Raw genomic sequence first — 19,412 nt, 5'->3', positions numbered from 1 at the left:
CCATGCCAGGCCTTGAAACTGCCGACGAACCCGGCAATCCGCCGCCCGCCGAGGCCGAGCCGGGCGCGCAGCGCCTGCCCCGCCGGATCGACATCGGCGAAGCGGGCGAGATCGACCCCGTTGGGAACCACATGAACGCGGTCCGCCCGGCCGAGCACGGCGGCGACATGCGCCGCCACCTGCCGGGAGACGGCGATGATCGCGTCCGCCCCGCGATACGACTCCGCCTCCGCCGCCAACGCCTCGTCAACGAGACAAAGGCCGCGAAACCGCCGCTGCTCCTCGACCAGCGGCGCGTTGACCTCCAGGAGCCGCGGCACGCCCAGCCGCGTGGCGATGCACACGCCCGCGCGATGAAACAGCGCATGCCGCTCATAGACGAGGTCGGGCGCGATGCCGTGGCTGGCGAGCGCGGCGAGAACCCGGTCGCCGACCGACCAGTCATGCTCGATCCGCACGCGCTCGCGCCGCTCGATCGGGTCGATGATCGCCATGTCCGCCGGCGGCGGCGCGAATTCCAGGAGGCGCGCCGGCGGCGGCGGATTGCCGGCGCCGCGCGTGGTGCAGGCGAGCGTCACCTCATGGCCGAGCGACGCCGCCGCGGCGACGAATTCGCGCACATGCACCGAAGCGCCCTTGTCGCCCTCGACCGGAATGCCCCGATCGAGATTGAGATACAGGATCTTCACGACGATGCCTTCGCCAGCGATGAGGGTGCTGTGGGCGAATCGGCGCGAAACCGCGTCCCGCCGCCCTCCCGCGCCTGCGGCACGCAGCCGGCGCAGCCGAGCAGCGCATGCAGCCGGCGCGTGGTCGTCCAGAGGTCGAACTCGCCTTCGAGCCGCGCCCGCCCGGCTTCGGCCAGGCGGCGCGCGGTGGCGGGATCGGCCAGGATGTCCTCGATCGCCGCGGCCAGCGCCGCCGGATCGCGCGGCGGCACCAGCCGCCCGGTCTCGCCGTCGCGGACCAGTTCGGGAATCCCCGACACCCTGGTCGAGACCACCGGCACGCCGATCGCCATCGCCTCGGCGATCACGTTGGGAATCCCGTCGCGGTCGCCATCCTCCGTGATCCGCGGCGCGAGCGCGAACACATTGGCGGTGGCGTAGAGCGCGATCAGGTCGGCATGCGTCATCGCGCCGTCGAGCGTCACCACCCCGTCCAGCCCGTGCGCCGCGATCTGCGCCTGCAACGTCTCGCGCAGCGGCCCCTCGCCGATGATCCGGCAGCGGAAGGCGATGCCTTGCCGGCGCAGCCGCGCGCAGGCCGCGATCAGGTCGTCATGCCCCTTTTTCGGCACCAGCCGGCCCACCGAGAGGATCAGCGTCTCGCCGGCCTCCCGCACTGCCGCGTCCTGCCGGCGCGCGCCGAACAGGCCGAGATCGATGCCGTGATAGACGAGCTTGATCCTGTCCGTCTCGCCATCCAGCAACCCGGCGAGATATTTGACGTTGTACCCCGTGCAGGTCGCGACGAAGCTGGCCGCCAGCGCGCGCTTGCGGATCACCTGCGGCGGCGTGAGGTAGAGATCCTTGGCATGGGCGGTGAAGCTGAAGGGCAGCCCCGTCATCATGCTGGCGAACCACGCGGCGGCGGCCGGCGCATTGGCGAAATGGGCGTGAATGTGGCGGATGCCGTGGCTCCGGCACAGGGTCGCGATCACGCCGCCGCGCAGGAACTGCTTCCAGACCGAGAGCGGATTGGGCGACCGCGCGGAAAACAGCATCGCCCGGCCGAAGGCGGCGAGATAGCGCCCGGGCGCGGCGGCGATGGCGCGGCGATGGGCGGCGGCGATCTGCCGGCGCCCGGCCGCCTCGCTCATCGGCGGAACCGGATGCAGCGGCGCCTCCACCTCGGCGACCATCGGGTGGTGCGGCGGCGGTTCCGGCGGCAGCAGCGAGACGATGTGCAGCTTCGCCCCCAGCCGCTCCATCGCGCGGATCTCGTTGAGAATGAAGGTTTCCGTCAGCCGGGGATAGCGCTTCATGATATAGATGACCGGCGCATCCCCGGCGGGGGCGGCGGCAGGGTCGAGGCTGGCGAAGGCGGGCATCAGGCGATCTCCCAGGCCGGGCCGGCCACGTCCTGCCGCGACCCGGCGACGGCGGTGAGATGGGCGGCCACCCGTTCGGCGCCATTGAGATCGAGCCGTGCCCAGGTTTCGGGCGGCGGCTCGGCGGCGGCGAGGACGGACGGGATCTCGCGCGCGAGATCGGCGGCGAGATCCGGCCCCTGCTCGATGGCACGCACCAGGCCAAGCCCCGCCAGCAGCCGCGCCCGCAGCAGCTGTTCCGCCCGCGGCGCCGGCCGCGGCACCAGAATCGCCCGCTTGCGCGCGGCGATCAGTTCGGCGCTGGTATTGTAGCCCGCCATCGCGATGACGAGATCGGCGGCGCGCAGGCTCGGCAGCGGATCGGTGATGTAGTCCACCAGCTCGACATCGTCCCGCCCGGCGGCCGCTGCGGTCAGCGCGGCGCGCTGCGCCGTCTGCATCAGCGGTCCGGTCACGATGACGGAATGGAACGCCGCCGGCATCCCCCGCGGCAGCCCGCGCAGATAGGCCTCCATCAGCGCGAACCCGTCGCCGCCGCCGCCGGCCGTCACCAGAACGACCTTCCGCCCCGCCGCCCGCAGCGCGGACCAGCACGGCGCCGCCCCCTCGCCGCCCGGCCGCAGCAGATCGGCGGCGACGACATGCCCGCAATACCGCACCCGCCCGGCCACCGCCCCGCCGATCCCGTACGCCTCCGCCACGTCGAACAGGGCGCGCGAGCCATAGACCAGAATATCGTCATAAGCCTGGTCGAGCAGGTCGGGGATGTCCTGCTCGGCCCAGATCGCCCGCACCGTCTCCGGACTGTCGAGAATGTCGCGCAGGCCGAGCATGACCCTGGTCTGCGGCATGTCGCGCCGCATCATCGCCAGCGTGGGCAGGATTTCCCCGTTCATCCCCGCCGGCGCGTGATCGACCAGGAACACGTCCGGCCGGTAGCGCAGCGCGAGGGTCAGGATCAGCGCGGCGCGATAGCCTTTCACCAGGCCGAAACTCTGCCCCGCCTCGCGCGCCTTGTAGGTTTCGGCGCCGGTCTTCACCACCGGCGGCAGCGGATGCACATGCAGCCCCGGCGGCAGCCGCCACCGCCCGATCACCGGCGAGCCGGTCAGCAGGTGAACCGCGAACTGCCGCGTGTCGAGCAGCCGCTCGGCGATGGCGAGGTTGCGGCGCAGATGCCCGAGGCCGAACGTGTCGTGCGAATAGAGAAACACCACCGCCGGCCCGACGCGCCCGCCGCATCCCGGCGCCCGTGCGCCGCCCCGGCGCGTCAGAATGCCGCCCGGCCAGCCTTCCGGCGCCGCTTCATCCGGCATCCCCCCGCCGCCAAACGGCTCGGCCGCATCCACCCCCGCCTCCCGCCAGACGGCGCCGGCGAATCCTGGCGCGCTGTCCCGCTCAGCCACATGAACATCGCGCATACAGGGTTCCTTTCCGCTGTCGGTGTCATGTTGTTATCGTGGGAGAAAGTTCCACAGTCAAGCGCGAAAACGACAGCAAGCATGAACAAGCGGACAGGTTCACCCGTCCCGCGCCGCAGCGCGGATTCCGGTTTTTTCTGTCTAAGTTATTGAAAAGACTGTTAGAAATGCGCCATGACGCCGAGGCCGGCGCCGAAGGCGGCACTCTGCGAGGTCAGCCCACGCGTTGCGTAAAGCTGCAATTCCCAACGGAAATTCATCCGCAGGTTATATGCCAGTATGGCGGAGGCCACCGCCGTGCGCCGCTTCTGGATCGGCGTGTGGCCGATCAGGATAACGCTGACGAACTGCCGGGGGGTCACCGCCACCGCCACCCCCGGCTCGAAGGTCATGACATTCAGGAGGTGCAGCCCCGGCAGACGGCCGACCACGCGGTAGCCAAGCTGAACATAGGGAAACACCCGGTCGCCGATCCGCCAGACCGTCCGCACGCCGGCTTCCTCGTCAAACCGCCCGGTCCCGAGCCCCTTGCGATAGGAAGCGACCGGCAGCTTCACCTTCACATAGGGCTCGATGGCCGGCACCGCGCCATGCGCGTGCGCGAGCCGGTATTCGGCCTTGACCCAGACATCGCCGAGGCCCTGGCGGGTGGCGCCGGAGCCGCGCCCGGAAATCACCGACTGTCCGGCCACGATCCCAGCCCCCGCCACCGCGATATAGGGCAGTTCCACCCGCACCAGCAGACGGTTGTGCTGATAGACGACCGACAGCGGCAGGTCATAGATGTGAATGGTGTGATGGGTGCCGAACCGCCCGGTGAACAGCGAAGGTTCGAGCCCGATGGTGAAGCCGTTGGGCGCAGCGGCGCGTGCCGGCCCGGGCAGGGCCGCGGCGGCCAGCAGGGCCAGCGCCGAAAGCCCCCGGTATCCTTCCGCCGCCGCCACGCGCGCGCTTCCCAAGACCGTCATCGCGTTCCCATAATGATCCCATCCAGTATCATAATGGAATATGTCATTCCAATGGCCTGCGCGGCTGTCATCCGATTGCAAATTTCTGCACGTGTATTATGTGGGAGTTTGTCACACACAGAACGCGGGGCGGATGGCTGAGGCAGCCACCCACGCCACGGTCGGCAGGCGAGCGGGAATGGAATCCGATATCGAGAACATGCTGGGCCGGTTGCTGCGTCCCCTCGTCGCCTATCTCATGCGACGGGGCTGGGGCTACATCGCCTTTCGCGACCTGCTCAAGCGCGTCTACATCGACGAAGCCGTCCGCAACCACGAGGGCGATGCCAGCCCGACCGACAGCCAGATCAGCGCCATCACCGGCATCAACCGCCGCGAGGTCAAGCGCCTGCGCGAGGCCGCCGCCGCCGCGGCAACACCGCCGCCGCGCGACCCGATGGCCGGGGTCAACGCCGCCGCCCGGGTGATCGGCACCTGGGTTTCCGCCGCCGCCTTCCGCGATGCGACGGGCGCGCCGCGGCCGCTGACGGTGCGCGGCGAGAGCGACGATCCGGGGTTCGATGCCCTGCTCCGCGCCGCGAAGGTCGATGTGCGCGGCCGCACCATCATCGAGGAACTCGAACGCGCCGGCGCGATCGAGCGGTTGGCCGATGAGCGCATCCGCCTGCTGCGCGCGGCCTTCACCCCCGGCGAGCCGCGCGACAAGCTGCTCTTCCTCGCCGCCAATGTCGGCGATCACATGCGCAGCGCCTTCCACAACCTCGCCGGCGAGGAGCCGGTCTTCATCGAGCGGGCGCTGTTCCACAACGGCATCGGCGCAACCCGGCTCGCCGCCGCCCGCCCCGTGCTGTCCGACATGGCGGACCGGCTGCTGCGCCAGTGCAACGAGCATCTGCTCGCGGGCAATCTCTCCAGCACCGAGGCCGAGGGTGCGGGCGATGGCGAGGGAAAACTGCGCCGGCTCCGCCTCGGCGTGTATTATTACGAGACCGATGCCGATGACCGTCCCTGAGCCGACCGCGCCGCGCCGGAAGCGCTGGCGCCTTGCCCTGCTGCTCGCCGTGCCGCTCGGCACCCTGCCCGGCCTTGCCGGCGCGCAGGAGACCGGCGGCATCGGCGGCACCGGCATCCGCCATGACACCGGCGGCATCGGCGGCACCGGCATCGGCCAGGAAACCGGCGGCATCGGCGGCACCGGCATCGGCCGCACTGGCGCGCCCATCGTCGGCTATGGGCCGATCCAGCGCTTCGGCAGCGTCTTCGTGAACAACCGGGAATACCGCATCACCGCCGGCACCCTGGTCACGATCGACGGCCAGCCCGCCACCGCCGCCGCTCTCCGGGTGGGCGACATGGCGATCGTCCACGGCGTCGCCGAGGGCGCGCATGGCGGCATCGCCCGCAGCATCGCCACCTGGCAGGCGATCATCGGCCCGGTCACCCACATCGCCGCCAACGGGCGGGAGATCACCGTGCTGCGCCAGACCGTCCTGCTGCCGCGCCCGCTGCCCGGCGCCGCGCTGCATCCGGGGCAGATGGTCGGGATCTCCGCCCAGCGCCAGACCGATGGCAACTGGGTCGCCTCCCGCGTCAACACCCTGCCCGCATCGCACGGCTTCCGGCTGGAAACCACGCTCGGCGCGAGCCCGCCCGGGCAGGCGCGGCTCGGCGGCCTCGTGCTGACGGCGAAACCCGGAATGCTCGCCGGGCTGCACCAGGGCGAGCGCGTCATCGCCACTGGCCGCGTCATCGACGGGCAGCCGGTGCTCGCCGCCCTCGTGCCGCGCCCCCTGCGCCTCGGCACGCCGGGCACACGGGTCGAGGCGGTGAACTTCTTCCGCTCCACCGGCAGCGGGCGCCTCGTCGCGGCTGACGGGATGGCGGTGAAGGCGCCGCCCGGCGCGCACCGGTTCAGCGGCCTCACCCGCGTCGAGGTGATCGGCGAACTCTCCGAAGCCGGCGAGATCACGGCAACCGAGCTGACCCCGGAACTCCCCGAACCGCCCGAGACCGGACCATCCGGCGGCAAGCCGGGAGAGGCCGGCCCGCCTGTGCATACGGCCGCGCCGCCGGCGCACCATCTCGAGCCGCCGGAAGTCGGCGAGGCGCCGGAGGCCGAGACGGTGGAAGACGGCACGCCGGAAATCGAGATCCCGAACCCGCAGACGCCGGAGCCGGATATCGACGCGCCCGAGATCGAGCCGCCGTCCGACCAGTAACCGAACGGCAAGCCTATCTATCTGATTTTCCAAGCATCTCTGTCCGATCAGATGACTCCATCTGATCGGACGTTGCTCTAGATTTCCGGGGGTCGACACCATCGGCACAACCCTGTCACCCGGAAAGGATCGCAGCCATGTCGAGTACCCAGGTCGAACCCCGGCCCAAGACCGCCGAGCCGGAGCGGCGCCACGCCGGCATGCCGGATTTCTGGCGCCCCTTCGAATCCCTGCGCCGTGAGGTCAACCGCCTGTTCGAGGATTTCGACGGCATTCCGCCGCGCCGCGCCCGGCAGGCCGGCTTCCCCTTCGAGCCGTTCTGGTCGCGCGGTCCGGACTCCCCGGCCGTCGATGTCATCGAGCAGGAGAAGGCCTTCGTCATCACCGCCGAACTCCCCGGGCTCGCGCTGAAGGATGTCGAGATCAAGGCGACCGACGACATGCTGTCGATTTCCGGCGAGAAGCGCAGCACGCAGGAAACCACGGCGGCCGACTACCAGCTCAGCGAACGCCGCTACGGCCGGTTCGAGCGGCGCTTCAGCCTGCCCGGCAGCGCCGATCCGGCGCGGATCGAGGCGCAGTTCGCCAACGGGGTGCTGACCATCACCCTGCCGAAACGGCCCGAGGCCATCCGCACCGAACGCAAGATCGAGATCAAGGCGGGCTGACCCGTCAGGGGCGTGCCGCACCGGCGCGCCCCGCTGCGGTTTCCGCATGACCGCTGCCCCCGGCGCGCTTCATCCCGTGAGCCCGGCAGCGTCGAACTGGGCCATGCGACGCAGCCGGGCGACGCGCTCGCGCAGCGGCGGGTGGGTCGCGAACAGGGCGTCGAACGCCGTGCCGGCGAGCGGATTGACGATGAAGAGCGAGGCGGTCGCCGGGTTGCGCTCGGCATCCTCGTTGCCGACCCAGCGCGCCATCTCCCCGATCCGCGAGAGCGCGCGCGCCAGCGCCAGCGGCTGGCCGGTCAGTGCGGCCGCACCGGCATCGGCGGCATATTCGCGGGCGCGGGAAATGGCGAGTTGCACCAGCGTCGCCGTCAGCGGCGCAAGGACCAGCAACAGCACGCCCGCGATGCCGGAAAACGGGCTCGCCCGGCGCTCGTCGCCGCCGCCGAAGATCAGCGCGAGGTTGGACATCATGCCGATCGCCCCGGCCAGCGTCGCGGTCACCGTCATCGTCAGCGTGTCGCGATGGCGGATATGCGAGAGTTCATGCGCCAGCACGCCGGCCAGTTCCGCCTCCTCCAGCGCGCCCAGCAGCCCGGTGGTCACGGCAACCGCCGCATGCGCCGGATCGCGCCCGGTGGCGAAAGCGTTTGGCTGGTCCGCATCGATCACGAACACCCGCGGCACCGCCATCCCCGCCTTGCGCGCCAGACGGTCGACCAGCGCAACGAGGCGGGGAAACGCCGCCGGATCGGCCGGCTGCGCCCCATAGGCCGCCAGCACCGCGCGGTCGGCCACCCAGTAGGCCACGAAATTCCCCGCGCCGGCGACCACGAAGGCAACCGCCGCTCCCGTTCCGCCAGCCAGGCCATAACCAACCGCCATGAACAGCGCGGTGAGCACCGCCATCAGCAGGCCGGTCCGGATCAGGTTCGCCATGACACGCCGCCTTTCATCAACAACGGGAGCAGCGCCAGCATCCTGTCTGATAGGCCTCGGGCGGGCGGGCCTCATTGAGGTGAATCAAGCCCCGCGCATTGACCCCGCGCTGCCTTGTGTGATCTGCTCGGCCTCGATTCGTCATCACCACGCCGGCCCGGCACCAGACAGCCCGGGCGCCCTGCCCCCGCGAGACACGACATGCTCAAGCCGGAAACCCGCGCGCTCCTCACCCGCGTCAGCACCGCCACCCTCGCCACCGCGCTGTTCCGCCGCGGCCTGCGCCAACAGGCGATCCAGGGCGCGCTGCCGCTCAGCCCGCCGCGGCAGAGCATGGTCGGCGAGGCCTTCACCCTGCGCTACATCCCGGCCCGCGAGGACCTCAACCCGATCACCGTGTTCCGCAACCGCGACCACAAGCAGCGCCAGGCGATCGAGACCTGCCCGCCCGGCGCGGTTCTGGTGATCGACAGCCGCAAGGACGCCCGCGCCGCCTCGGCCGGCGGCATTCTCGTCACCCGGCTGATGCAGCGCGGGGCGGCGGGCATCGTCACCGATGGCGGCTTCCGCGACAGCGCCGAGATCGCCGCACTCGGCTTTCCCGCCTATCACACGAGGCCGAGCGCGCCGACCAACCTCACCCTGCACCAGGCCATCGCGATCGACGATCCGATCAGCTGCGGCGACGCGCCGGTCTTTCCCGGCGACGTGATCGTGGGCGATGCCGACGGCGCGGTCGTGCTGCCCGCCCATCTCGCCGACGAGCTGGCGCGGGAGGCGACGGAGATGACGGTGTTCGAGGATTTCGTCACCGAGCGGGTGCGCGCGGGCGCCTCCATCCTCGGCCTCTACCCGCCGACCGACCCCGCCACCGAAGCCGACTTCTCCGCCTGGCGCACCCGCACCGGCCGGTAGAGCATCATCCGATCAGAGGGAATCATCTGATCGGATAAAGATGCTCTAATCATCGATATCAAACAGCATCATCCGATCAGAGGGAATCATCTGATCGGATAAAGATGCTCTAATCGTCTATATCATACAGCATCATCCGATCAGATCGCGCGCCTCATCCGGCGCGGCGGATCTCGTAGGCGCGCAGATGCACATCGGCGATGGCGAGCAGCGGGCACGCCGCCGCGTCGCCCCGCCGCAGCAGATCGCCGATGATGTGCCCGGCCTCGATCCGCCCGCCCTGCTCCATGTCGCGCAGCATCGAGGCGGTCATCGCCGAGCCGGGGGTGGCGAGCCATTCCTTCAGCCGCGCGGCTGCCGCCGGGCGCAGCTCGAACCCTTGCCGCGCGGCGATGCCGGCGCATTCGGCCGCCAGCCCGAGCGCGATCCCGGCGCCGCCGGCCTCGACGATCGCCCCCACCGGCGCGCGCATCAGGCAGGTGATGCCCGCGAGGGCGGCGATGAACACCCATTTCTCCCACATGTCCTGCATGATGGCGTCGCTCAGCCGGGTGACGAAACCGGCCCTGCCGAACAGCTCGGCGATCGCCCGCGCCCGCGCATCCTGCCCGGAGGCGCGCGGGCCGAAGGTCAGCGTATGCGCGTCGTTGAGATGCAGCACCTGCCCCTCGGCGTCGAGGGCGGCGGAAATCACGCACTGCCCGCCCAGCACCTGCGGCGCGCCGAACCGCGCATCGAGCACGTCGAGATGGCGCATGCCGTTGAGCAGCGGCAGGATCAGCGCGTGCGGGCCGATGCCCGGCGCCATCGCCGCCACCGCGTCGTCGAGGTCATAGGCCTTGCAGCTCAGCAGCACGAGATCGAACACCGGCTCCAGCCGATCGGCGGTCACCACCGATGGCGCGGGCAGATGCGCATCGCCCTTCACGCTGCGGATGACGAGCCCGCCCGCCGCCAGTGCCCGCGCCCGCGCCGGGCGCACCAGGAATGTCACGTCGAGGCCGGCCTCGGCCAGCCTGCCGCCGAAATATCCGCCGGTGCCGCCGGCGCCGACCACCAGAATGCGCATGGGGCGTCTCCTCAGCGCTGCATGATGATGAGAGTCGAGGTGGCCGAAGCATAGAGCCGGCCGCTCGCATCTGTCAGCTTCGCTTCCGAGAAGCCGGCGCGCCGGCCCAGCGAAATCACCGTGCCGACCGCGCGCACCACCCCGGTCTCGACCGTCATCGCCCGGTGATACGAAACCTTGAGTTCGAGCGTCGAATAGGCCTGCTCGGCGGTGAGCATGGTATGCACCGCGCAGCCGCAGGCGGAATCGAGCAGCGTCGCGGCGTAACCGCCATGCACCGTGCCGAGCGGATTATAGACCTCGCGCCCCGGACTGCCCTCGAACACCACCCGCCCCTCGGCGATCTCGACCAGGCGGAACCCCAGCGTCTGCCCCATCGCGAGCAGGTCGGAGTCCATCACGGCGCGAAGCTGGTCGATGCCGGGAAGCGGCGGCAGGGGGTCGGGCATGGAGTATCCTGGTCTGTGATTGAGTGCCATGCCTAGCCTGCCCTGCCGCATGCGACAATCCCGCGCGCCTCATCGCTCGGGCGCGGCCAGCCGCGCCTTCACCAGCCCGAGCATTCCCGCCGTCACCACCGACCCGGCGATGATGGCGACCACATAGAGCCCCAGATGCGTCACCGCGTTGGGAATCGGCAGCACGAAAATCCCGCCATGCGGCAGGCGCAGCTTCACATCCGCCACCATCGAGATCGCCCCGGCCACCGCCGATCCGGTCATGGTGCAGGGGATCACGCGGAACGGGTCCTCGGCGGCGTAGGGAATGGCGCCCTCGGTGATGAAGGACAGGCCGAGCACCGCGGTCGGCAGCCCTGATTCGCGTTCGAGCGTGGTGAAGCGGCTGGCGAACAGCCTGGTCGCCAGCGCGATGCCCAGCGGCGGCGTCATCCCCGCCGCCATCACCGCCGCCATCGGCGTGTAGACCCGCGCCGACAGCAGCCCGACCGCGAAGGTATAGGCCGCCTTGTTCACCGGCCCGCCCATGTCGAACGCCATCATCGCGCCGAGCAGCAGGCCGAGGGCGAGCGCGCCCGAGCCCTGCATCGAGCGCAGCACATGCGTCATCAGGTGCAGCAGCTCGGCCACCGGCCGGCCGATCACATAGACCATCAGCAGCCCGGTGAAGAGCGTGCCGAGCACGGGCAGCAGCAGCACCGGCTTCAGCCCCTGCAGGCCGCGCGGCAGGCGCAGCGTCTCGTTCAGCCAGCGCGTCGCGTAGCCGCCGATGAAGCCGGCGAGGATCGCGCCGAGAAACCCCGCCCCGGTCAGCGAGGCGAGCAGCCCGCCGATCATCCCCGGTGCGAGCCCCGGCCGGTCGGCGATGGAATAGGCGATGTAGCCGCCGAGCACCGGCACGAACAGGGTGAAGGCCGATTGCGCGCCGATCTCGAACAGCGCGCCGGCGAAGCTGCGCGCGGCCGCGGCGTCGGTCGCGTGGATTCCGCCGAAGGCGAAGGCCAGCGCGATCAGCAACCCGCCCGCGGTGACGAACGGAATCATGAACGACACGCCGGTCATCAGGTGCCTGTAGGGCCCGGTTCTCGCGCGCCCGGCGCCGGCGGCCACCGGCGCAGCACCGCCCTGGGGCGCGGCGTCACCGAGCGCGCGGGCGATCAGCGCCTCGCCGTCATTGATCGCGGCCCTGGTCCCGCTATGGAATACCCGCTTGCCGCCGAACCGCGCCTCCGCCACCTGCCGGTCGGCGGCGATCAGCACGACATCCGCCGCCGCGATCTCCGCCTCGGTCAGCGGCGTTCCCGCGCCGACCGATCCCTGCGTCTCGACGCGGATCTCGTGGCCGAGCGCCCTGCCCGCCCGCAGCAGCGCCTCGGCGGCCATGAAGGTGTGGGCGATGCCGGTCGGGCAGGAAGTGACCGCGACGATCTTCCGCCCGCCGGGCGCCGCCGCCACGGCGCGGCGCAGCACGGCGGCGGCATCGGCCAGCGCCTCGTCGATCGTGGCATCGCAGCGCCGCATCCCGGCGAAGCGCGGATCGCCCGCCGCCTCCGCCCCGATCTCGATCGCCACCGCCGCGGCGGCGATCCGGTCGGCGCCGAGCGGCTCGCGCACGCCATCGCCGCCGCGGATCTCGATCGCGATGTCATGCCCCGCATCGCGCGCTGCCCGGCGCAGCGCCTCGGCCGCCAGCCTGCGCGACACGGCACCCCGCCCGCCGGCAATCACCACGACGATCGCGCTCATGCCGCGTTCTCCCCCTCGCGCCGGACCACCACCTGCCGCGCCAGCGCCTCGACCGCGTCGCGCCCGGGCAGGTTCGCCCCCGGCGCGCGCAGCTTGGCGGCGGCGAAGGCGGTGCCCAGCCGGGCGATCCGTTCGAGCCCAGCCCCCGCATGCATCCCGGCGATGATGCCGGCCACCATCGCATCGCCGGCGCCGACCGTGCTGGCGACGAGCATCGGCGCAAGCGCCGCGCGCAGGCAGTCCTCGGCGGTGACGAACAGCGCCCCCTCGGCGCCGAGCGAAACGGCGACCAGCGACACCCCGCAGCCGAGCAGCCCGCGCGCCGCATCGCGCAGCGCCGCCGCATCCGCGAGGCGCCGCCCCGCCAGCGCCTCCAGCTCGGCGCGGTTGGGCTTGATGCACCAGGGCGGCGCGCCGCCGGCCAGAGCGCAGGCGAGCGGCGGGCCGGAACTGTCGAGCAATACCCGCGCGCCGCGCGCGGCAAGGTCGGCGATCAGCCCGGCATAGAACCCCTCATCGACCCCCGCCGGCAGGCTGCCGGCCAGCAGCACGATCGCCCCCGGCGCCGCGAGGCCGAGCAGCCGCGCGCTCACCGCCCGCAGCGATGACGCCGTCACCTCCAGGCCCGGCAGGTTGATGTCGGTGGTGTCGCCCGCATGCGCGAGCTTGACGTTGGTGCGGGTCTCGCCCGGCACCCGCAGGCATTCGTCGCGGATCGCCTTGGCCGCGAACAGCCGGGCGAAGGGCGCCTCGTTGGCGCGGCCGAGCAGCCCGGCGGCGATCACCGGAATGCCGCCCCAGTCGGCCAGGCAGCTCGCCACGTTCACCCCCTTGCCCCCGGCATGGAAGGCGACCGCGCGCGCCCGGTGCACCGTGCCGGGGGCGAGGGCGTCGAGGACGATCGTCTCGTCGATCGCCGGGTTGAGCGTCAGCGTGATCACCGGGCCGGTCACGCGCCCGCCTCCAGCGCCCGCACCTCGTCCGCCGTCGCGGCGTCGAGCGCGCGGGCGGCCAGCGCCCGCAAATCCTCCATCCGCGCGCCGCACAGCCGCGCCTTGACCGCCGCGATATCCGCCGGCGCCATCGACAGCGCCGTCACCCCGAGCCCGGCGAGCAGGGCGGCGCCGGCCGGATCGCCGGCGATCCCGCCGCACACGCCGACCGGGCAGCCCCGCGCCGCCGCCCCCGCCACAACCTGCGCCACCAGCCGCAGCACCGCGGGATGCAGGCTGTCCGCCGCGGCGGCGAGGGCAGGGTTCTGCCGGTCGGTCGCGAGGGTGTACTGCGTCAGGTCGTTGGTGCCGATCGAGAGGAAATCGCACGCCGCGGCCAGCCGCTCCGCCAGGATCGCGGCCGCCGGCACCTCGATCATGACGCCCAGCGGCAGCGCCGGCGCGCCGAGTGAAGCGCGCACCCGCTCGCAGGCGGCGCGCAGCCGGACGACCTCGTCCACCGATGTCACCATCGGGAACATCACCGCCACATCCCCGCCCGCCATCGCCGCGCGGTAGATCGCGCGCAGCTGCGGCTCCAGCAGGTCGGGCCGGCGCAACAGCAGCCGCGCCCCGCGCACGCCGAGAAACGGGTTCGCCTCGCGCTTCAGGCCGAGATGCGGCGCCTGCTTGTCGCCGCCGAGATCGAGCGCGCGGATCACCAGCCGCCGCCCGTCCACCGCCGCGATCATCGCGCGGTAGACCTCCAGCTGCGCGGCCTCGTCCGGCGGCGCAGCGGCGTCGAGAAACAGGAACTCGGTCCGCATCAGCCCCACCCCCTCACCGCCCGCCGCGAGCGCCGCCGCCACGAGGCCGGGCCGGTCGACATTGGCGGCGATGCCGATGCGCTGGCCATCCTGCGTCACCGCCGGCGCGCCGGCGGCGCCGGAAGCGGCCGCCTGCCGCGCGCGGGAGGCTTCGCGCCAGGCGATGGCCGACCCGATCGCCGCCGCCGGCGGATCGGGGTAGAGACACCCCGCCGCGCCATCCAGAATCGCCATCGCGCCGGAGGGCAGGCCGAGCAGCGCGCCGCCGCCGCCGACCAGCGCCGGCAGGCCGAGCGTGCGGGCGAGAATGGCGGTGTGCGCGGCCGGCCCGCCCGCCGCCGTGGCCAGCCCGGCCACGCGGGCGGGATCGAGCCCCGCCGTCTCCGAGGGCGACAGGTCGTCGGTGACGAGGATGCACGGCTCCGCCGGCAGATCCGCCAGCGACCCGGAAGCTGAAGCAGGATCGAGCCGGGCGAGTACGCGCCGGCCTGCATCGCGCAGATCGGCCGCCCGCCCGGCCAGTACCGGATTGTCCAGCTCCGCCAGCGCCGCGACGCGCTGCCCGACCGCCGCATGCCACGCCCAGGCCGGTCCATGCCCCTCGACCATCAGCCGGCAGCACGCGGCGATCAGGTCGTCATCGTGCAGCAGCTCCGCCTAGGCGCGGAAGATCGCCGCCTCGCCCGCCCCGAGCCGGGCTTCGGTCGCCGCCGCAAGGTCGTGCAGCTCGCCGCGCGCCGCCGCCAGCGCGGCGTCGAGCCGCATCCCGCTCTCGGCCAGCGCGAGCGGTTCGTCGGCAATTTCCGCAGCGCCCCCGGCCACGACATGCAGCCGGCCGATGGCAAGGCCCGGGCTGGCCGCAATCCCGCCGATCGCCGCGAGCGGCTCGGGCGGCGTCCAGCCCCGCGCGGATGCCGCAGGCGTCGGCGCCCGCACCACCGCCGGCGCGGCAGGCGCGGCGAGGCGCGCCCGCAGCCGGGCGAGGCCGGCGGCGGCGTTCTCCCCCTCGGCGGAGATCACCACGCGGTCGCCCGCGCGCAGGCCGAGATGCAGCAGCGCGACGAGATTGCGCCCATCCGCCACCGCCTCGCCATGCCGCACCCGAACCCTGAGGCCGCTCTGCCGCGCCGCCTCCGCCCAGGCGGCGGCCGGCCGCGCGTGCAGCCCGGCGGGATCCTCCACCACCATGTCGAACCGATGCGCGAAATCCGCCGCCGCCGCCGGGGCGGCAGGGCCGGCCGCCTCGCCCGCCAGCGCCTCGACGATCTCCTCCGCCGCCGTCGTCGCGGCGAGCGCGGCGAGCCTGTCCGGCGACTGCATCAGCGCGGCGAGGCGGCGGAGGATGGCGATGTGCGCATCGCCCCGCGCGGCGATGGCGACGATGAGCCGCGCCACCTGCCCCGCGCCCCACGCCACCCCGCCCGGCACCTGCAACACCGCGATCCCGTCGCACCGGACCAGGTGCCGGTCCTCGCCCATGCCGTGGGGAATCGCCACGCCGTGGCCGAGAAACGTGCCGGTGACGGCTTCCCGGCGCAGCATGCTGCGCGTATATCCCGGCGCGATGCAGCCGGCGTCTTCCAGCAGGCGGGCGGCCGCCGCGATCGCCGCGTCCTTCGAGGCGGGTGCTGCGCCGAGCCCGACCAGCGCGCGGCCGAAAGCGACATCCTGCAAGGGGGGTGACATCGGCGGTTTCCTCGTTTCCCTGGGAGAGAACCGAAAACGTTTTCAATTTTTCCTGTCAACAACATTCTCGTGTTTTGGGGAAAAATAACCGGGAGGGCGCTGGTTTTCGCTTGCCGGAACGGCGGGTTTCATGCTCAGTTTCTGAGAACGATTTCGAGAGCCCGTTGCGGCAGGCAGGAAAGACACCGCCCCGATGGCCGTCAGTATCAAGGATGTGGCCCGCGCCGCCGGGGTTTCGCCGGCGACGGTCTCGCGCACGCTCGGCGGCGGCGCGGTCAGCGCCGCGCTGCGCGACAGGGTCGAGGAGGCGGTGCGGCGCACCGGCTACCGGCCCAACCTGTCCGCCCGCCGCCTCCGCTCGCAGGAGTCGCAGACGGTCGGGCTGATCGTCGCGGACATCTCGAACCCGTTCTTCACCGCCGTCGCCCGCGCCGTCGAGCATGCCGCCTACGCCGCCGGCCTGCGCGTGATTCTCTGCAACACCGACGAGAATCCCGAGAAGGAGGCGATGTATCTCCAGCTCATGGAGCAGGAGCGCGTCACCGGGGTGATCTTCGCGCCCACCCGCGCCTCGGTCGAGCGGCTCGATCGCGGCGGCCGGCCGCCTTATCCGATGGTGCTGATCGACCGCGCCGGCCGCGCCAGCGGGCAGGACGCCGTGGTGCTCGACAATTTCGCCGCCGGACCCTGCTGGTCGAGCACCTGCTCGGCCAGGGCTACCGGCGCATCGCCGGGCTGTTCGGCAATGCCAGCACCACCGGCATCGAGCGGCGGGACGGCTACGAGGCGGCGATGCGCCGCGCCGGGCTCACCCCGGCCGCGCATTTCGCCGCCCCCAGCATCGCGGCGGCGGAGCAGGAAATCGCCCTCTGGTTCGCGCGCGGCGCCCTGCCGGAGGCGCTGATCGCCAGCAACGGCCTGCTGCTGATGGGGGCGGTGCGCGCGCTGCGCGCCGCCGGACGGCGAATGCCGGAGGATCTCGCGGTCGCCGGGTTCGACAATGAGAGCTGGACCGACCTGATCGGCCCGGGCATCACCGTCATCGAGCAGCCGGTGGCCCAGATCGGCGCCGAGGCGATGCGCCTGCTGCTGGAGCGGCTCGACGCGCCCGCCGCCCCGGTGCGCAAGATCGTGCTCGGCGGGCGCTGCGTCATCCGCGGCTCGACCGCGCCGCGCGCCGTGAACGAAGCCGCCGAATAGACCCTACCCGCGCCCCCTCATCCGCATTTCGACCAGCCGCAATGCAGGCAGCTCAGGCAGCCCGCCTCGCGCACCAGGCCGGGCTGGCTGCATTTCGGGCAGAGCGCGCCGAGCGGGGTTGCGGCCGGCACCTCCGCCACGCGCTTCTGGTCCGAAGGCGGCACCAGGAACCCGGTCTCGACCATGTGCCGCTCGATCACGTCGCCGATCGCCGCGACCAGCGAGGGCACGTAGCGCCCGCCGCTCCACTGCCCGCCGCGCGGATCGAACACCTGCTTCAGCTCCTCGGCCACGAAAGCGACCTCGCCGCCCCGGCGGAACACCGCCGAGATCATCCGCGTCAGCGCCACCACCCAGGCATAATGTTCGAGATTCTTCGAGTTGACGAACACCTCGAACGGCCGGCGCACCCCGTCCTGCTCGATGTCGTTGATGGTGACATACATCGCGTGCTCGCTGTCCGGCCAGCGCAGCTTGTAGGTGGCCCCGATCAGCTTGTCGGCGCGCACCAGCAGCCCGGCGGCGGTGGTCGCTGGCGCGGGCGCCGGCTTCGCATCCGCCGGCGGCGCGACCTCCAGCACCGAGCCGGTGATCGCGTTCGGCCGGTAGGTGGTGCAGCCCTTGCAGCCGCTGCGATAGGCGTCGAGATAGACCTCCTGGAACGCCTCGAAGCCGATATCCTCCGGCACGTTCACCGTCTTGGAGATCGCGCTGTCGACATGGCGCTGCACCGCCGCCTGCATCCGCACATGCTCGGCCGGGGTCAGCTCCTGCGCGGTGACGAAATGCGCCGGCAGGGCCGCGCTCTCGCCGAATTTCGCGCGGAACAGGCGCAGCGCGTAGTCGGTCACTTCCTCCTCGCGCCGGCTGCCGTCGCGTTGCAGCACCTTGCGCGTATAGGCCAGGGCGAAGACCGGCTCGACCCCGCTCGACACATTGTCCGACAGCAGCGAGATCGTCCCGGTCGGCGCGACCGAGGTGAGCAGCGCGTTGCGGATGCCGCCGGCCGCGATGGCGGCGCGCACGTCCTCGTCAAGCCCGCAGACGGTCTCGCCGGCGAGGTATTTCTCCGCGTCATAAAGCGGGAAGGCGCCCTTCTCGGCGGCGAGGGCGGCGGAGGCGAGATAGGCGGCGCGCTCGATCTGCCGCGCCCAGTCGCCGGCGCGGGCGGCGGCCTCCGGCGTGCCGTAGCGCAGGCCGCACATCATCAGCGCATCGGCAAGCCCGGTCATGCCGAGGCCGACCCGCCGCTTGGCCGCCGCCTCCTCGCGCTGCGCCTCCAGCGGGAAACCCGAGGCGTCGATCGTGTCATCGAGCATCCGCACCGAGATGGTCACGAGATCGGCAAGCTCCGCCTCGTCGATCCGCGCGCCGGGGCCGAACGGATCGCGCACCAGCCGGGCGAGATTGATCGAGCCGAGCAGGCAGGCGCCATAGGGCGGCAGCGGCTGCTCGCCGCAGGGATTGGTCGCGTGGATCGTCTCGCAGTAATACAGGTTGTTCCGCTTGTTGATCCGGTCGATGAAGATCACCCCCGGCTCGGCATAGTCATAGGTCGCGCGGGTGATCGCCTCCCACAGCGCGCGGGCCCGCAGCGTGCGATACACCTTGCCGTCGAACACGAGATCCCACGCGGCATCGGCCTCGACCGCGCCCATGAAATCGTCGGTGACGAGCACCGAGAGGTTGAAGTTCCGCAGCCGCCCCTTCTCGCGCTTGGCGGCAATGAAGGCCTCGATATCGGGGTGGTCGCAGCGCATCGTCGCCATCATCGCGCCGCGCCGCGCGCCGGCGGACATGATGGTGCGGCACATCGAATCCCACACATCCATGAACGAGAGCGGGCCCGACGCATCCGCCCCCACCCCGCGCACCGCCGCCCCCCTCGGCCGGAGCGAGGAGAAATCATAGCCGATGCCGCCGCCCTGCTGCATGGTCAGCGCCGCCTCGCGCAGATGGGCGAAGATGCGGCCGAGATCGTCCTCGATGTCGCCCATCACGAAACAGTTGAACAGCGTCACCCGCCGTGCCGTGCCGGCGCCGGAAATGATCCGCCCGGCGGGGACGAAGCGGAAATCCCGCAGCGCCTCGTAGAACGGCGCCTCCCAGCGCGCGGGCTCGCGCTCGGTCGCGGCCAGCGCCCGGGCGACGCGCCGCCAGGTGTCCTCCACCGTGTGGTCCACCGGCGCTCCGGCCTCGTCCTTGAAACGGTATTTGGCGTCCCAGATCTGCGCCGAGATCGGCGCCATCGTGTCGATCACGGAGGGAAGGGAAGCGGAAAACTCTGCCGGGATATCCATGTCGATCACTC

General features: G+C 71.8%; 14 protein-coding genes and 2 pseudogenes. 5 read left to right on the top strand and 11 right to left on the bottom strand.

Annotated elements, in window-relative coordinates:
• The 4 genes from ACIDOCELLA78_RS000000110640 to ACIDOCELLA78_RS000000110625 form a co-directional block, all read right to left on the bottom strand.
• The coding region (locus ACIDOCELLA78_RS000000110640) for a glycosyltransferase (protein ID WP_201729552.1) at positions 1–689 on the bottom strand (689 nt) is incomplete at its 3' end.
• Positions 686–2,053, bottom strand: a complete 1,368-nt coding sequence (locus ACIDOCELLA78_RS000000110635; protein WP_201729551.1) for a glycosyltransferase — start codon at positions 2,051–2,053, stop codon at positions 686–688. The genes ACIDOCELLA78_RS000000110635 and ACIDOCELLA78_RS000000110640, both read right to left, overlap by 4 nt.
• On the bottom strand, positions 2,053–3,474 hold the full coding sequence (locus ACIDOCELLA78_RS000000110630) for a glycosyltransferase family protein (protein ID WP_201729550.1): 1,422 nt from the start codon (positions 3,472–3,474) through the stop codon (positions 2,053–2,055). Before ACIDOCELLA78_RS000000110630 ends, ACIDOCELLA78_RS000000110635 begins: the two co-directional genes overlap by 1 nt.
• Before the next feature lie 161 nt (positions 3,475–3,635).
• Positions 3,636–4,442, bottom strand: a complete 807-nt coding sequence (locus ACIDOCELLA78_RS000000110625; RefSeq protein ID WP_201729549.1) for a hypothetical protein — start codon at positions 4,440–4,442, stop codon at positions 3,636–3,638.
• A gap of 133 nt (positions 4,443–4,575) precedes the next feature.
• Between ACIDOCELLA78_RS000000110625 and ACIDOCELLA78_RS000000110620 the strand changes: the two genes are divergently transcribed.
• The 3 genes from ACIDOCELLA78_RS000000110620 (at position 4,576) to ACIDOCELLA78_RS000000110610 (ending at position 7,329) form a co-directional block, all read left to right on the top strand.
• Complete coding sequence (locus ACIDOCELLA78_RS000000110620) at positions 4,576–5,454, top strand: DUF6502 family protein (RefSeq protein ID WP_249676540.1); 879 nt, start codon at positions 4,576–4,578, stop codon at positions 5,452–5,454.
• Positions 5,441–6,661: a DUF5666 domain-containing protein gene (locus ACIDOCELLA78_RS000000110615; RefSeq protein ID WP_201729548.1), complete on the top strand. Its 1,221-nt coding sequence runs from the start codon at positions 5,441–5,443 to the stop codon at positions 6,659–6,661. The genes ACIDOCELLA78_RS000000110620 and ACIDOCELLA78_RS000000110615 overlap by 14 nt, the downstream gene beginning before the upstream one ends.
• 137 nt (positions 6,662–6,798) lie before the next feature.
• Positions 6,799–7,329, top strand: coding sequence for an Hsp20/alpha crystallin family protein (locus tag ACIDOCELLA78_RS000000110610; protein WP_201729547.1), 531 nt, complete (start codon positions 6,799–6,801; stop codon positions 7,327–7,329).
• 69 nt (positions 7,330–7,398) lie between these two features.
• Here ACIDOCELLA78_RS000000110610 and ACIDOCELLA78_RS000000110605 read toward each other — a convergent pair whose 3' ends face one another.
• Positions 7,399–8,268: a M48 family metalloprotease gene (locus tag ACIDOCELLA78_RS000000110605; RefSeq protein ID WP_201729546.1), complete on the bottom strand. Its 870-nt coding sequence runs from the start codon at positions 8,266–8,268 to the stop codon at positions 7,399–7,401.
• A gap of 201 nt (positions 8,269–8,469) precedes the next feature.
• On the opposite strand from ACIDOCELLA78_RS000000110605, the gene ACIDOCELLA78_RS000000110600 reads away from it, so the two are divergent.
• On the top strand, positions 8,470–9,183 hold the full coding sequence (locus ACIDOCELLA78_RS000000110600; RefSeq protein ID WP_201729545.1) for a ribonuclease activity regulator RraA: 714 nt from the start codon (positions 8,470–8,472) through the stop codon (positions 9,181–9,183).
• A 154-nt stretch (positions 9,184–9,337) separates the two neighbouring features.
• Here ACIDOCELLA78_RS000000110600 and panE read toward each other — a convergent pair whose 3' ends face one another.
• The 5 genes and pseudogenes from panE to ptsP form a co-directional block, all read right to left on the bottom strand.
• Positions 9,338–10,252, bottom strand: coding sequence for a 2-dehydropantoate 2-reductase (panE, locus tag ACIDOCELLA78_RS000000110595; protein WP_201729544.1), 915 nt, complete (start codon positions 10,250–10,252; stop codon positions 9,338–9,340).
• Between the two features lie 11 nt (positions 10,253–10,263).
• A complete protein-coding gene (locus tag ACIDOCELLA78_RS000000110590; protein ID WP_201729543.1) occupies positions 10,264–10,701 on the bottom strand; it encodes a PaaI family thioesterase in 438 nt (145 codons plus the stop codon).
• Between the two features lie 69 nt (positions 10,702–10,770).
• Complete coding sequence (locus ACIDOCELLA78_RS000000110585; RefSeq protein ID WP_201729542.1) at positions 10,771–12,456, bottom strand: PTS fructose transporter subunit IIC; 1,686 nt, start codon at positions 12,454–12,456, stop codon at positions 10,771–10,773.
• Entirely contained in the window at positions 12,453–13,409 is a 957-nt protein-coding gene (pfkB, locus tag ACIDOCELLA78_RS000000110580) for a 1-phosphofructokinase (RefSeq protein WP_201729541.1), read from the bottom strand. Before pfkB ends, ACIDOCELLA78_RS000000110585 begins: the two co-directional genes overlap by 4 nt.
• Positions 13,406–15,901: pseudogene (gene ptsP, locus ACIDOCELLA78_RS000000110575) on the bottom strand (phosphoenolpyruvate--protein phosphotransferase). The gene pfkB and the pseudogene ptsP overlap by 4 nt, the downstream one beginning before the upstream one ends.
• Before the next feature lie 193 nt (positions 15,902–16,094).
• Between ptsP and ACIDOCELLA78_RS000000110570 the strand changes: the two are divergent.
• Positions 16,095–17,101, top strand: a pseudogene (locus tag ACIDOCELLA78_RS000000110570) (LacI family DNA-binding transcriptional regulator).
• Between the two features lie 17 nt (positions 17,102–17,118).
• Here ACIDOCELLA78_RS000000110570 and ACIDOCELLA78_RS000000110565 read toward each other — a convergent pair.
• Positions 17,119–19,401: an adenosylcobalamin-dependent ribonucleoside-diphosphate reductase gene (locus ACIDOCELLA78_RS000000110565; RefSeq protein WP_201729540.1), complete on the bottom strand. Its 2,283-nt coding sequence runs from the start codon at positions 19,399–19,401 to the stop codon at positions 17,119–17,121.
• Positions 19,402–19,412 lie beyond the last annotated feature (11 nt).

It is taken from the genome of Acidocella sp. C78 (assembly GCF_907164655.1).
This window is presented reverse-complemented; position numbering and strand designations above follow the sequence as displayed.

Excerpts from the sequence above, each read along its gene's own strand:
- ACIDOCELLA78_RS000000110635 (WP_201729551.1), bottom strand. The coding sequence starts at position 2,053 with ATGCCCGCCTTCGCCAGCCTCGACCCTGCCGCCGCCCCCGCCGGGGAT.
- ACIDOCELLA78_RS000000110630 (WP_201729550.1), bottom strand. The coding sequence starts at position 3,474 with ATGCGCGATGTTCATGTGGCTGAGCGGGACAGCGCGCCAGGATTCGCC.
- ACIDOCELLA78_RS000000110625 (WP_201729549.1), bottom strand. The coding sequence starts at position 4,442 with ATGACGGTCTTGGGAAGCGCGCGCGTGGCGGCGGCGGAAGGATACCGG.
- ACIDOCELLA78_RS000000110620 (WP_249676540.1), top strand. The coding sequence starts at position 4,576 with ATGGCTGAGGCAGCCACCCACGCCACGGTCGGCAGGCGAGCGGGAATG.
- ACIDOCELLA78_RS000000110615 (WP_201729548.1), top strand. The coding sequence starts at position 5,441 with ATGACCGTCCCTGAGCCGACCGCGCCGCGCCGGAAGCGCTGGCGCCTT.
- ACIDOCELLA78_RS000000110610 (WP_201729547.1), top strand. The coding sequence starts at position 6,799 with ATGTCGAGTACCCAGGTCGAACCCCGGCCCAAGACCGCCGAGCCGGAG.
- ACIDOCELLA78_RS000000110605 (WP_201729546.1), bottom strand. The coding sequence starts at position 8,268 with ATGGCGAACCTGATCCGGACCGGCCTGCTGATGGCGGTGCTCACCGCG.
- ACIDOCELLA78_RS000000110600 (WP_201729545.1), top strand. The coding sequence starts at position 8,470 with ATGCTCAAGCCGGAAACCCGCGCGCTCCTCACCCGCGTCAGCACCGCC.
- panE (WP_201729544.1), bottom strand. The coding sequence starts at position 10,252 with ATGCGCATTCTGGTGGTCGGCGCCGGCGGCACCGGCGGATATTTCGGC.
- ACIDOCELLA78_RS000000110590 (WP_201729543.1), bottom strand. The coding sequence starts at position 10,701 with ATGCCCGACCCCCTGCCGCCGCTTCCCGGCATCGACCAGCTTCGCGCC.
- ACIDOCELLA78_RS000000110585 (WP_201729542.1), bottom strand. The coding sequence starts at position 12,456 with ATGAGCGCGATCGTCGTGGTGATTGCCGGCGGGCGGGGTGCCGTGTCG.
- ACIDOCELLA78_RS000000110565 (WP_201729540.1), bottom strand. The coding sequence starts at position 19,401 with ATGGATATCCCGGCAGAGTTTTCCGCTTCCCTTCCCTCCGTGATCGAC.